The following is a 13,842-nucleotide window of genomic DNA, read 5'->3' on the forward strand; positions in this document are numbered from 1 at the left end:
GCAGGTGCGGCAAGGCGAAGGGGTCCACACCTGCCCCGCGTCGGTCAGGCCGCCTGACTGTGCTGGCGGTCGCTGTCGAGGGCGTCGGCGATCTCCGCACCGATCGCAGCTAGGCGGGCTTCGGCGGCGACGAGCGTCTGCTCGTCAGGGAACAGGAGCGAGGTCGCAGCGTTGCGAGCAGCGTCCTCTTCCGCTCGTAGCCGTTCGATCGACTGTTGCAACCGAGCGGATTCGGTTCGCTCTGGGGCGGTGAGACGGTGCAACGTCTCTGCTACTGCTGGTGCGATGCGGGCTGCGCCCCGTCGGAGCTGAGATCGGGAGACCGGGACGTCCGCCAGTGTCGTGTAGTCATGCCGGATCGTGAAGCCGATGATCTGGCCTTCGGACGTTTCCGTTTCCACAGTCAGCGGGCCGACAGATGCGCTTCGATGTGGTCGGGTGATTAAGTACCCGATGTCGTCGACCAACCGGCCGAACATGATTGGCCGGTCGTCGAGGTCTTTGTACAGTTCATCGAGCGCGGTGACACGACGCCGCAGACGTTCGGCCGCTGCTGCGCACTGGTCGGCTTGCTGGACGGCGCGGCGCACATTCTGTAGATGCGTCGCCCGCCGAAGGCGCAACGTACGCACCGTAGATTTGATCTCGGCTTCTTCGAGTAGCAATACGTTCCCCGAAGCCGCAGCTTTGATCTCGGCGTACGCCAATGTTGTATCTCCGATGTCGTCGACCTCCCGGATCGTCGAATCGGTGGAGTACAAGTGTGCGAAGGCACGAGACTTACGATGCAACACTTCCCACGAGTAGGCATCGAAGGTGCGTTCGGTGACGTAGGTGAACACGTCTACGGACTCGCATAGGTTCCCTGGCCGGAACGCGCGACCTTCGCCCTGTTCGACATCGGACGGGCGCCAGGGCGGCGCGATCAGATGAACGGTAGACAGACGGGTTTGAATGTTCGTTCCGATACCGATTTTCGGCGTCGACCCGAGCAACACGGATACTGACCCGTCACGGCAGGCGGCGTGTAGAGCTTCCCGGGATTTCGGTGTCGTAGCCTCGTGTGCGAAACGCACGCGGTTGGCCGGGACCCCGAGTTCGACCACCAGTTGCCGGAGCCTGCCATAGGTGGACGCATCGTCTGGTTTGGGGGTGCCCAGGTCGCAGAGCGCCAATTGCAGGACACCAGGAGTGGTGTTGTTGAACGTGCGGTCGAGGCCTCGACGGTAGGTCGCAGCGATGGTCTCAGCGGCGGCGAGCAGTTTCGGTGACGCGATCTCGATGCCTACAAGATTGGGATCCAAAGCAACCTTGCGGCCGTCTCCGCACACGGTGAGCATGTTGTCTGAGCCGCGGATTCGGCTGTTGGTGTTCTGCAGGTTCTCGGCCCGGCACACCAGCCCAGCAACGTAGTCGAGGATCTGCGGGCCAGGATCGACGACAACGGTGTGATCGTTGCGGGCCGGGCGCTTCTGCCCGAGCGCTTCGGTGGGAAGAAGGTCGGCGAACTCGTTTAGCAGGCCGCGGAGTTCGGGCAGGTTCTGGATTGTGGACGGGCGGGTATGAGTCCGGAAGCCCGACCCGTCGGGTGCAACCTCGATTCGAGTCTCCCACCGGATGAACGTGTGAGCGAACGCGTCGAAATGGGCCAAACCGATCTGGTCGAGACGGTCGGGAATCATAAACCGTGCCCAGCAGTAGATTTCAGCGAGAGTGTTGCGAAACGGGGTTCCGGTGAACATCGACGCCACCGGTCGATTCGGGTACCGGGCCGCCAAAGTCTCCACTTTGAGCAACATGTCAGTAGCGCGTTTGGACGAGCCGAGCGAGAATCCGTCGGCGCGGGTGGCAACCGGTATCCGGATGAACTTGTCGGCCTCGTCAATCAGGATGTAGTCGATTCCGAGTTGTTCGAGCGTGATTTGATCGGGATCAGTCACATTCGAGCGGAGCCGGTCGAGCTGTTCTTCCAATGACCTTACGGCGTTGGCCGTTTGACGTGCGCCCCTACCGAATTCGGGTTCGTTGTTCATGTGCTCGCGGACGGTGGCTTTCTGGGTTTCGATCCACTCCGCTTCGGACTCCGGGTCGACCCCGAGCGTGGAGAACGCCTCGTGGGTCATGATCACGGCATCCCAATCGCCGGTAGCGCAGCGTGCCGCGAACAACCGGCGAGAATCGCGCGCGAGATCTTCCTCTGTAGCGATGAGAAGCCTCGCGGCCGGCGCGGCCTGCTGCGCCTCCCGGCCTATCTGCTCCAAGATATTTTTGGGGACAGCAATGCAGGGTTTGTTCGCTAAACCGAAGCGTCGCAGCATGATCGCTGAGCACACCATCTCCAAGGTCTTTCCGGCGCCGACGGCGTGTGCAATCAGTGCACGGGGACGGGAGAGCACCATGTCGACTGCGTCGAGTTGATGAGGCCACAGGGTGAGCCCAGCAGAAATTCCAGGAACAGTCAGGTGTGACCCGTCGGGGCGACGAGTGACATGGGAACTGAACCGCAAGTTGTAGGCCGCCAGAACCCGTTCGCGGCGTGCTTCGTCCTCGAAGATCCACACGCTAAATCGTTCGTGGAGGGCTTGCAGTCGGTCGGCCGCAGCAGCGGTCCTCTGCGGGCTACGTACGCGTCGGTAGACCCCGTCGTCGAGAAGGTCTATGTAGACGACAGGGCGTTTGCCGTTGAGCCCGCATTGGAGAAGTTCGATCGGGGACATGTCTTCGGTGCCGTAGAGGACCGACGCATCAGGCGAGCATCGAAGGGACGACGACAACTCCCAATACGCGATTGACGGCGAATGGTGAATCGCCCCCGTATACGTGGTGCCGAGTTCTTCGGTGAGGAACGCCCCGATATCGTCCGCCGTTAGCCAAGGAGCCCCCAAACTCACTCGTACGTCATGCATTCCGAGTTGCGTGGGCATCGATTCCTCAAGGGCTGCCACATTGCGGAGGTAAGCGGGATCGAGCTTCGCAGCGCGCCGTGCTGCGTCTAACTTGCTCCGAACATTGCCCGACAGATAGTCGCGTGCCGGGGTCCATCGCCCGCCGTTCTGTGGATCCGAGTAGACCAGATCTCCGAGCGCCGCCGCTGCAGATTGCAGGCTCGAGAGCCCCAACAACTCAGCTACTCGCGACAAGTCCAGGCGGCCTACCTCACCGAGAGTGACGGCCAGCGCTTCGGCCGCAGTGTCGACACGCTCAACCCGCACCGGTCGCTTGTTGACCCGCCCTAGCAGTACTGCTGCCGGCTCAGCTGTCGAAGTGTCGGGGTCGTACTTTTCCAGCGCCAAGACCAGCGGGTAGTCCGGGTCGCGGCGGAACCCGCCCATCGATGGACGACGCACCGACACTGCGGGGACTCCAGTTTCCGGATCAGGTTTCCCCTCACGCACAGTGCACCGATTCAACGCGCCCCACGCTGCGACGTACAGCCTGTACAGGTCCAGAGCATGTGCGCGAGCGGGAGCGATCGTTTCGTCGGGCAAGTCCGGATCGGACTCGAGGTCCATCAAGTTAATGGCCGCATCTCGAAGCGAGATCAGATCGAACAACTCCCGCGCCGGCCGTTGTACCTGGACAAGAGCACCATCGGTCACAGTGAAGATCTGCCCGTCTACGACGTGAAACGAACGCTCTTTGCGACCTTGCGCGTCTACCAGGATTACATCCGAAAGCCCGTCATCGGCGATAGGAGCAGCGGTCATTGCAGGTAGCGCGCTGCAGACAGAGGTGATCGCCGCATCTACCGCTGGGCCGGGGGCGTCAGTGACGACCGCTAAACCGTTGTATCGGTTGCCGGTTACGCGCATCTCACCTGCCACATGAAGCGGATGCAATGCCCAATACCGATTCACGCGTACCGCTGTAGCGTTTTGGCCCTCACCCAACGGGGTGTCGACGACGTCGCGTTCATCGACAGTTGCTCCCAGTCGGTAACCGGGATTCCGCGAGAAATTGACCGTGTCAATCCAGCCCGAAGCCTTCTGGCCGGGCGCGCGGACCTGCAATACCAGCACGTCAGCCACAACATCGGTTCCAGGGAAGGTGCCCGAGGGCAGCCGTACTGCCGCTACGAGGTCGGCATGACGAGCCAGTTCACTGCCGGTGGTGCCGGAGTCCATCACGAACCGCGAGGTAATTGCCACGACGTAGCCGCCAGGGCGAACCGCTCGGACCGCGCGCATGAGAAAGTAGCTGTGCAACGGCAAGTTGATCCGGTGCACTGAGTCGTGAACATTGACGGACGAGAACGGGACGTTCGCCACGACTGCATCGAAGTAGTTGTCGCGCAACGATCGTGACTGCAAACGGCCAGTGTGAATCGTGGCACGCGAGTGCAGCAGTGAAGCGATACGCGCGGACGTGGGGTCTACTTCTACGCCGGTAACGTCGATAGGCAGTCCGTCCGGGGCAGCCGAAATGAGCGCGCCGTGTCCGCAGCCGAGATCAAGCACCCGGCCGCCCGTGAAACCTGCAGCGGTAAGGATCTGCCAAAGACGTTGTCCCACCTCTGGGGGCGTGTAATAGGCCGTGTCGACAACGTCGGCAGCAGCAGCGCGTGCGGGAGGGGTGAGCAGTGAATCGAGCTGGTCGGCCAGATGAAGCCACTTCCCGGAAGGTTCCGGGGCGAATGCCGATGCCAGCGAACCCCACCCGGGCCATGCCTGCAATGTGGAGCGTTGGTCGCCGGTGAGTGGAAAGCCGTCGACGAGGTCGCGCTGCAGTTCCAGCGCGGCTATAGCGTCGGCGACGATGTCGCGAGTTTTTCCCATGAATTTTGCCTCCGAGATCTGGTGGAGACCTGCCAGGTGTGGTGTGTGTACCGGCAGGCCATCGAGCAGAACTCACAATCCGGGGCATCGAAAATGAGTGCGGCACAGCAGGATAAGTGCAGTTAAAAGGCTGTTTTCTAGTATTGCTGAGCTGTGCAATACGGCTGCGCTGTAATCGCCGGTATCAACGTGCATTTCAGTCCCTCTGTGACCACGCATCAGAACCAGCGTGATCGCTTGAAATCTCGAGCTTCGAGACCCGCCCGGAAGGAACAGAGCAGGCAAGGGTGGGAAACGATCGTTGCCGGGCGCACGTTTCGTAGCTCCTGTCCGATGGGTCGTGATTCTCACAGTCATCAACGATCGGCCCTGGCTTGTGGCATAGCGGGACGGTATTGAGAGGTGGGGTATACCCCGCCGTGTCATTTCTGCAGTGTCGATCCTGTCCTGGTCAGATTGCCGTTGCGACAGGATGTTTCGCGTGCTCACAAGGCCTGTTGTGCCGCACTGCGTTATGGCTTCGACGACAGTAGGTGAAGAACACACCGACTGCGAAGGAGATCGAAATGAAGCGTAAGACTGTGGGCGGCGACGAGGTCGACGCATTCGCGAAGACCCGCCGTTCTCGAAACTGGAAGGCAGGAGAACGTAAGGCGCTCAAGGCGAAGGCTTCCCGCCGGGAACGCCGCGATGCGCGAATTGCGCTCGCGCGCTGATCCGAACGTCATCCGGGCCGGAGAGAGACCCTCCTGGGAACTCTCCGGCCCTTGCCATTTTTCGCATACAGAGTTTCTCCCCCGACAGAACGTTTGAGAGGACGATCGATATGGGATCGAATACCGTCACCGACACATGCTCGAGGATCACCGCAGCGGACCGCGCGAAAGCCTTGCACCTGTTTCGCGCCCGTGACGCCGGTACAAATACCGCCTACGACGACGGAGACCTCGCGTGCCTAGTGTCGGCAGTGTTCGGTCTGTGGCGGGACGACGAATCATCGGACAGCACAGAGCTTCCCCACCCGACAGGGGAGGGGCCATGGCGGCTTTACCCGGCGGACTGCGACGCGCCCGCATTCGCGGATCCACTCGTCGAAGACGACGACTTGAATTCCCATCAGATCACGGAACTGTATGTGCTGGTCATCGAGCACAAGCACGGGTCGAACGTCACTGTGCACTTTGACGAGCAGTCAGCGAAGGCCGCCGCAGCAGAGTTCGCCGCCTGTTGGTGGGGTGAGCGTGATGGGCCGATCCCAGCGGACATCGATGAAGTGCTTTCCCGGTACTTCGACAATGGCGGTCAGGAGTTCTACACAGTCGTGGCCGCGTCTATCGAATTCTGAGAGCGCCCAGTGCCCACCACATGTTTCGGGTGGGCACTGGCCGGCTCAGTCCAGCCTGGTGGTCGCGGGATTGCTGTCCGGATCATCCGCTGACCGCAGCCCTGTATCGGGCAAGCAATCAGTTACTGTCCACCGAAATGGCCTTGTTATGTTGCTGTTCGCCAAGTCACTGGTGCCGCACACTGCAACATTGGCAGCAACAGTGGGCCCGAACACACAGCTTTGAAACCGGAGGTCAAGACGATGACAGCAGGGGCGGTACTGCGCGATACCGACGCGGAACGTGTCCTCGACGCCCATCGCCCTCCTATGCGACCGCCGCAGCAAGCAACGAGAACGAACGAGTAAACCTCTACCCACAAGGTGCCCCTGACAGTGCGCTAAAACCAGGGACGAACAGTCACAAGAACGGACCTGCCACGATGAACGATTCGATTCGGCCCACCATCAACCGACCCTCCGGTGGCTCCCCACGTCACATGCAGCAGCGGGCGCTCACCACCCGGCACGCGATTCTCGACGCATCGGCCGCGATCTTTGACGCGAGGGGATACAGCGCTGCCAGCATCAAGGACGTGATCACGAGCAAAGATCTCTCCAAAGGTGCTCTCTTCTATCACTTTCCATCCAAAGAGGCCATTGCCCAGCAGCTTGTTCACGGCTGGTCGAGTGCCGTCGAGACCGCATTCTCCGGCGCTTGCACCGCCGCAGAACCCCCTGCAGAGAAGCTAAGAAGGGTGTTCCTCGATCTCTCGCGCGGCGTCGAGAGTGATCTGCAACTGCGTGCCGGCATGAAACTGACCCTCGAAGCCGGAATCGAGGGTGCGCATCAGGCTTATCGGCAGTGGGTCGATACCGCCGGTGACGTTGTCGACGAAGGCATCGCAGACGGAACTATCGGAGACACCGCACACGCGCACCACCTGGCTTGGAACGTGTGCGCTGGATTCGTCGGAATAGTCAATGCCGCCCCCATCATGCGAGAGGACGTCGATCTTCCCACCCGTATTGATGACCTGCTCACTGCCCATTTGAGCCTCGTAGTAGCGCGCTGAGATACCCACCGCAATCAAGAGGGGGCAAAGTAGAACGGCAATGGGCGGAGCCCAGCATGACACCGTCTTGCGTGAGAGAGTTTTCGCGGAGGCAGTGGAGGGGAGCAGAGATGGCACCGCTGAATGAAGAATCCGAGGACGACGAGACCTTCTACGAAGGCCAGATCGACGAGACGATCTTCGACTAAACATGGCGCGTTCTGAGTCAGTGGCTCGCCATGGACACGAACGCCAGCGACGAAGTCCTCGCGATGGGCAGGGAATCGGAATGACTCCAGCGGTTGACTGACACCGCAACCGAATCACTGGAGCATCAGCTGAACAAGCAATGGAGCCAATCGAACCCTGGTAAGACACCCACCGACCTGGACCTAGCTCAGATGAAGGGAGCAGCGACGACGACAGCAGTGGCAGCGGTCCTCGAACAGGAGCTGTATCCGCAGGTGACACCACAAATTGTGGCTCAGATCGAGCGACTCGCGATATAGGACGACAAGGAGACCTCAGCGGAAATGACATCACCGAAGAAACACGAAGAACTCGCGGCACGCCCAGCTGGGGAGATCGCGGCGACTGTGGTGATAGCTCGTCCCGGCAGTCGGTACCGATGGATCCACGTGGCCAATGCCCTCGGACTGACCCTGCTCGTCATCGGGACGGTCCTGACCATACTCGGAATTCTCGCCCTCCCCCTCGGTTTTCTGGCCGCTGGTGCGAACCCGATCGAACTTCTCTTCCCCGCTGTGGAGGAGACGAACAACGAACCCACCCCATGGCTGGTACTGGCAGGTGGGTGGGGGGTTTTCGGGGGGCTCGGCCTTTCCCTCGCTGGTTACGGACTAGGCGGCGCAGCCAAGAAGAGGGCTGAACGCGCCGACATCGTCACCGCCGGAGAGATCCTCAACGCGCCTAAACGACTGGCGGAGCCCCTCGGGCGCGCACTCGATGCGGCAGAGACGATCCGGCGCTCCGCAGCTGTCCGGGAGGGGTGGCTCACCGGTATCGACGTCGACGCGGCCCTGTGGAACCTCGCGCAGCAGTTCAAAGCCGGAGTGCACCTCGATGCGGAACTGCGCGCCGTGTACGACGAGGCGGCCGGGGCGTCGGTACCCGACTTCCGGGGGCAAATCGACGCGGCCGAAGCTGCCGTCCTCGCATGCACCGAAAATTTGAGGGAAGGCGCACAACGCCTGACGGACATCGCAGAGCGCGTCGACAGTTTCGACCGCGAACTTTCCGAACCCGCACGTCGAGCCGCCCTGACGAAGGAACGCGAATGCAGTACACGCCGCACCCGTGAACAGGTCGGGAAACTCACCACCGCCCGAACCGCACTCGAGAACATCGAACCGGTCCTCGACAACGTCGTCGATATCGCCACCGGGCAACTCGATGCGTACGACGAGCTGCCGAAGATCGAAAAGATCTGAAAATGAAGCGGAAGTGGACAATTCGAATGCATCAGCATCCTGGGGCATTGCCTTCTCATGATCGGAGCATCGCACTCATGACTAAAAACAGCTCACACGCTGATCCGCCGTACGAATTCGTACCCATGACGCAAACGCTTGCCGATTTCGGGCTTTCACCGGGCGAACCCGTGCCGAGAGGAGTCGTCATGGACCACTCGGCCTCGCCGCTGTCGAATCAGATCAGCGAATTCGCCACCGAAGACGAGCTGGCAGAATTGCGTCGCCGTGCCAATGTTTTCCTCGACTTCGACTTCGCATTATTTGACGAGATCGGTGAGTTCGTCAACGATCACGATTTCAGTCGGATCAGGGCAGCGGCCGGACGCGTCGGCCTGACGGAACTGTACGCGCGGATGACCGAGCGAACGGATCGTTCATTTGCCCGCCTGCTCGCGGACTGGCCAGAAGATGCTCGACGACCGCCACCGCGCTCATCCCGCCCATGAGGACTGATGATCGGCAGTGCCACAACGTAGTTCAGACTATCGTCTGCGCGCTCTCATATAGGTGACCAACACTGAAGTCCGCATCAACCGACTGCGTTGGTCGAACTTCCCGCCCGTCATGCAGAGCGAAAAATGGGGCCCACCCCCCGGCGAGTACACAGCCGGTTGGTGGGCCCTTGTGCGCGGTGCGGGCGCAGATACCCCTTCAGTACTTCGCCGCTTCCCGCCCTGTACGACTTCCCTGCTGCGCCGGATCGAAACACTCGAGCCCCATCTCGGAGGGTAAGCGTCGACGTAGCTGCACTGGATTTCGAATATACGTTCGACTAGAGTGTGGGCGGTAAGGCGATGACGGAGGAGGTCAGCACCTATGACCGCCGATCCGAGCACTCTCGCGGCACTGGCTCCCGGTGACCGTATCGAGGCATTGCGTCGACGTATGGCGTCGATCCCCGCACGTACCGACGGGGCCGCTGCCCCGGCCGTACCCACCGAACACAGCGAAGCGCGGTTCGAGACACGTCCCGAGACGATCACCGAATCCGCAACGAGTGTCCTCGAGGTTCCTCCGGCGCTCGCCGACCTGCTCCCGAGGGGCGGACTCGCACGCGGTTCTGTCGTCTCGGTGGACGGAGCGTCGTCGGTGCTACTCAGCCTGCTCGCCTCCGTCACCGGCAGCGGTAAGCACGCCGCGATCATCGGCCTGCCGAAGCTCGGACTCCTCGCGGCCACCGAAATGGGAGCCGACCTCGCCCGCTGCGCTCTGATCCCTACTCCGGGATCTGCGGCAATAGACGTGGCAGCGATCCTGCTCGACGGGATGGATTTAGTTGTCCTCGGGCTGGCCGGCGCAGCGGTTCCTCCGACCAGGGCGCGCGCGGTAGTTGCCCGTGCGCGCTCGAAAGGTTCTGTACTTCTTGTCACGCAAGGGAACTGGCCAGGTGTGGACCTGCGTATCGAAGCCACTGTCACAGGCTACGGAGGAGTCGAAGGCGGGCGTGGTCGAATAAACGCCGTCCAGTTCGACGTCGCGGCTGCCGGCAAGGGATTTCAACGCCGCACACAGCGTATGGAAGTCCGCGACGGAACAGGCAACCTGACATGGAAGGCGCTCGATGGCGCCCCGAAGAACAATGCCAGCGATACTCGACTGCTCGAGGCACTGTGATCGACACCCATGGATGGGTCGACGCCTGGCCGGAGCACCCCAACATCCATTGGCTCACACCACCACGGAAAGTGCTCGTGGACATGGACATTGCCCTCGGTCTTGCCCGCCATACGCCACGTGCTGACCGGATACCGCTACATGTGAAAGCCACCGCCATCCATATCGACGGAATCATGGCCGGCACCCAGTTCGCTTGGCTGCGCACGACGACCTCGATCTGGATTGCCGTGGTAAAAGTGGCTGCTACCAGTGGAAACCATCAGAACACCGTTACTCTCGACCTGTGCGTTACCGAAGACGCCATCAGCCTTCCTGTCGATCACCGCTGAGTACGGGGAAGCTCACGGGAGGGTTTTACCGCAGGCCGTGAGGGAACCAGGACGGCTCCGGATGCGTCCAACAGGCTATGAACGAAGACGACCGCGCACTGCTCATCGCTGACGGCGAAGATCCCGACGACCCCCGCATCATCGCAGCTTACGAATACATGGAAACTGCACTTGCGTTGTATGCGAAGGTGCATCGACGCATGAGCCCTCGATCTAGGTAGTGCTACTGAACCCGAGCTCGCCGCCATGTTTTGCGTTCTCAATCCGTCCTGCCACACCCGCCGGCTGTCTCTTTCCCTCTTCGGAGGTTGCCGCACGGATCTCTGGCCATTGCGACGCTCAGTTTGAAAAGGCCAGAGAGACGCGACAGCAAGGAGATCGAACTGTGGAGAATGCGCGCGACAGCGTGGAACCTGCCACGGGAGTGCCCGCCACTTCCGAGACGGGGCCGTACGGGCGGGCTGTCGGGCTAATTGCCTTCGCTGCTGTCGGAGTTGGGATGGCAGTTGGTGTGCACGCCGGCAGCTCCCTATTCGGCGTCGCTACCGCGGTGTTGGTATCGGCACTTGCAGTGCTCGTCATCGCAATCCGCGGGCGACTACCCAGCGACTGGACGGACTGGGCCGGGGTGCTCGAAGTTCTGACCGCTACGGGAATTGCTGCAACACTTGTGATGCGACTGGCGGAATGGTCGATCGTGGTGTGATCCGGCCGGTCCGGAGCATCTGGGCGGAGAAATCCTGGTCTAGCGAGGCGTCTAGGAGATTCGCAGTCGAGCTGTCCTGGAGCCCTAGCTGCCCCTTCGTGCAGTGCCTTCCTACAAGATCGTGTCCGGTTCTGTGGGAGCCTGCCGGGAGCCGGTGACGCACATGTCAGTAGCTGCAAATAAGTTGTCCCCCATCGGAGATCACCACATCTGCAAGGGACGCCATGACCGATCTGATTATCACGCAACGTATGGTCCGCAAAACGGAGACTGGGAAGCCGGGAATCCTCACGCGGACGCCATTCGTTGCGATCGACGTTGAGACCACCGGAGTCTCGGACGACGGCCGGGTTATCGAAGTGGCCGCGGTGAAGATGAACCACCGGGGAGAAGTGATCGACAGATTCGAATCGTTGATCAACCCTGGATACGATGTTCCGCTGAATCCCCACGCGCAGCGGATACACGGAATCACCCCGAACATGGTGTGGTCGGCTCCTTCATCGGAGGAGGTGTTCGCGGACCTCGCCGAGTTCGTGGGACGCAGCGGAGTCGTCGCGCACAGCCTTTCGTTCGAGAATCGTTTCCTCACAGCCGAATACGCTCGCTTGGAACTGCCTCGACCGCAGTGGCAAGGTATCTGCACACTCGCGGCAGCCCGGGCGATGGTGATCGCGCCGAACCACAAGCTCGCCACGCTGCTGGATCTACTCGAACTGCCGGGAATGAACAGCCATCGCGCAGCTGATGATGCGCACGCATGTGGCCTCTTGATGGCCGCGATGATCGAACGATGCGACGCAGGTGACCTCGTCCCGCTGGGCGAAGTCACGCCGAAAGCCGCCAGACAGTCGGCACCGATCACCGGCCCCATCGTGATGGCGGAGCACCCGGTTCTCGACACCCACACAGTCAGGTCTGCCATGGGCGGATTCGATCCCACCGAGGAACAAGCTCGAATCCTCGACGGATTCGACACCGGCGCAGACCTCGTCATTTGCGCCCTCGCCGGCACAGGAAAGACGTCAACCCTGAAAGGGATCGCACGGATCGAAGCAGCCAGAAATCCGGGACGCCACGGTCTGTACCTCGCGTTCAACCGTTCCGTGGCTACCGAAGCGAAAGCACACTTTCCTGAACAAGTGCAGACATCGACTGCACACGCGTTCGCGCTCCGTCACTTGCGGAACACCGCGCACGGTCCACTCCTGGCGAAGCTCGATGGCGGGCGATCGAAGTTCCGAGAGATGGCGGAGGCGATCAATTCACACAAAATCTTCTTCTCTGCAGGCGGCGATGGCCCGCGGGTACTCGCGCAGTATCCGGTGACAAGGTTGGCGCTCGCAACAGTCGACGAGTTCTGCAAAACAATGGACGAACAGATCGGACCACAGCACGTCCCCGAGCAGAGGGGAATCGACGTCGGCAGCGCGCAGCGGGACGAACTGGTCGGCCATGTTCTCCCGATTGCCCGCCGCGCGTGGGCTGCGATTCGCGACCCCCACAACTGGACCATCAAATTCACACCGACCCACATGTTGAAGCTGTGGGCAGATACCCACCCCATCGTGGGTCGGCAAGGTGACTACCTGATGTTGGATGAAGCACAGGATGCGAATCCGTTGATCGACAGCATTATTCGCGATCAAGTTCATATGCAGCGGATACGTGTGGGTGACGAGAACCAAGCTATCTACGGCTTCACCGGCGCCATTAACAGTATGTCGAACGTCGCCGGCGCCACATATTTGTCGCTGACGAAGTCATGGCGGTTCGGGCCAGCGGTCGCAGACACCGCGAACTTCTACCTCAGGAAACTCGGCACAACCTTGCAGGTCATCGGCAACGAGAACGTGGAATCGCGGCTGATCTCGATCTCCGATCCTGTCGATGCAGTGTTGTGCCGGACCAATGGTGCTGCGCTGACCGAAGTGATCGCAGCCCAGCAGGCAGGGAAGACGACTGCACTGATCGGTGACGCCGCCGCAGCTACCCGGTTCTGCGAATCCGCTGAACTGCTGAAGGCCGGGCAATCACCCAAAGACGCGGATCTGGCCGCATTCACGACATGGGCAGATCTGCAGGACTACGTAGAGAACGCGCCAGGGGAGGGGGAACTTAAAACCCTGGTCGAATTGGTCGACACATACGGCGTCGACGAGGTGCGAGCAGCGATGGCATCGACAGTGAGACCAGATAGGGCCGAACTGGTTTCGGCTACCTGTCACAAAGCTAAGGGCCTGGAATTCGATCGAGTGCGAATCAGCCACGAATGGGAGCTCGAGCCGGACGATGCTCCGTTCCCTCTCGACCTCGACGATCTAAGAGATGAGCAGATGCTGGCGTATGTGGGCTTGACGCGGGCAAAGCGTCATCTGGATCCAGGCCTACTCCTCGACCAACGAGTCGTAGATCTGATCAGTGCTCGTCACGCTCATCCCGAGGTGATCCCGGGCCTGACACCTCCCCTGGAGGGCATGCTTCTCTGACGAGTGCATTCCTCGCTGACGGATGCCTGAGCGGCGGAGTCCGGATGCGAACAC

General features: G+C 61.1%; 13 protein-coding genes. 12 read left to right on the forward strand and 1 reads right to left on the reverse strand.

Going from position 1 to position 13,842, the window contains the following annotated elements:
• Positions 1-44: 44 nt before the first annotated feature.
• The gene (locus BH682_RS30295) at positions 45-4,775 is read right to left on the reverse strand and encodes a methyltransferase domain-containing protein (RefSeq protein WP_075835683.1); all 4,731 of its coding nucleotides are present in this window, start codon (positions 4,773-4,775) and stop codon (positions 45-47) included.
• 566 nt (positions 4,776-5,341) lie between these two features.
• On the opposite strand from BH682_RS30295, the gene BH682_RS30300 reads away from it, so the two are divergent.
• The 12 genes from BH682_RS30300 (at position 5,342) to BH682_RS30345 (ending at position 13,788) form a co-directional block, all read left to right on the forward strand.
• The gene (locus tag BH682_RS30300; protein ID WP_155419141.1) at positions 5,342-5,491 is read left to right on the forward strand and encodes a hypothetical protein; all 150 of its coding nucleotides are present in this window, start codon (positions 5,342-5,344) and stop codon (positions 5,489-5,491) included.
• A 110-nt stretch (positions 5,492-5,601) separates the two neighbouring features.
• Complete coding sequence (locus BH682_RS30305; RefSeq protein ID WP_075835684.1) at positions 5,602-6,120, forward strand: hypothetical protein; 519 nt, start codon at positions 5,602-5,604, stop codon at positions 6,118-6,120.
• A 422-nt stretch (positions 6,121-6,542) separates the two neighbouring features.
• On the forward strand, positions 6,543-7,175 hold the full coding sequence (locus BH682_RS36475) for a TetR/AcrR family transcriptional regulator (RefSeq protein WP_167349925.1): 633 nt from the start codon (positions 6,543-6,545) through the stop codon (positions 7,173-7,175).
• Between the two features lie 56 nt (positions 7,176-7,231).
• The gene (locus BH682_RS37125) at positions 7,232-7,363 is read left to right on the forward strand and encodes a hypothetical protein (protein WP_263284125.1); all 132 of its coding nucleotides are present in this window, start codon (positions 7,232-7,234) and stop codon (positions 7,361-7,363) included.
• A 93-nt stretch (positions 7,364-7,456) separates the two neighbouring features.
• Complete coding sequence (locus BH682_RS30315) at positions 7,457-7,663, forward strand: hypothetical protein (protein ID WP_075835687.1); 207 nt, start codon at positions 7,457-7,459, stop codon at positions 7,661-7,663.
• Positions 7,664-7,687: 24 nt separating this feature from the next.
• Positions 7,688-8,605, forward strand: a complete 918-nt coding sequence (locus BH682_RS30320; protein ID WP_058228514.1) for a hypothetical protein — start codon at positions 7,688-7,690, stop codon at positions 8,603-8,605.
• 77 nt (positions 8,606-8,682) lie between these two features.
• Positions 8,683-9,093, forward strand: coding sequence for a hypothetical protein (locus BH682_RS30325; protein WP_143542520.1), 411 nt, complete (start codon positions 8,683-8,685; stop codon positions 9,091-9,093).
• 370 nt (positions 9,094-9,463) lie between these two features.
• Positions 9,464-10,261 carry a hypothetical protein gene (locus BH682_RS30330; protein WP_058228516.1) on the forward strand — a complete coding sequence of 266 codons (798 nt, stop codon included), beginning with the start codon at positions 9,464-9,466 and terminating at the stop codon, positions 10,259-10,261.
• A complete protein-coding gene (locus BH682_RS30335; RefSeq protein ID WP_058228517.1) occupies positions 10,258-10,593 on the forward strand; it encodes a hypothetical protein in 336 nt (111 codons plus the stop codon). The genes BH682_RS30330 and BH682_RS30335 overlap by 4 nt, the downstream gene beginning before the upstream one ends.
• Positions 10,594-10,670: 77 nt before the next feature.
• Positions 10,671-10,814, forward strand: coding sequence for a hypothetical protein (locus BH682_RS36045; protein WP_156519186.1), 144 nt, complete (start codon positions 10,671-10,673; stop codon positions 10,812-10,814).
• A 164-nt stretch (positions 10,815-10,978) separates the two neighbouring features.
• Positions 10,979-11,299, forward strand: coding sequence for a hypothetical protein (locus BH682_RS30340; protein ID WP_075835691.1), 321 nt, complete (start codon positions 10,979-10,981; stop codon positions 11,297-11,299).
• A 224-nt stretch (positions 11,300-11,523) separates the two neighbouring features.
• Positions 11,524-13,788, forward strand: a complete 2,265-nt coding sequence (locus tag BH682_RS30345) for an exonuclease domain-containing protein (RefSeq protein ID WP_075835692.1) — start codon at positions 11,524-11,526, stop codon at positions 13,786-13,788.
• Positions 13,789-13,842: the final 54 nt, after the last annotated feature.

The sequence above is a fragment of the Rhodococcus sp. YL-1 genome, from assembly GCF_001942025.1.
GTDB lineage: Bacteria > Actinomycetota > Actinomycetes > Mycobacteriales > Mycobacteriaceae > Rhodococcus_F > Rhodococcus_F qingshengii.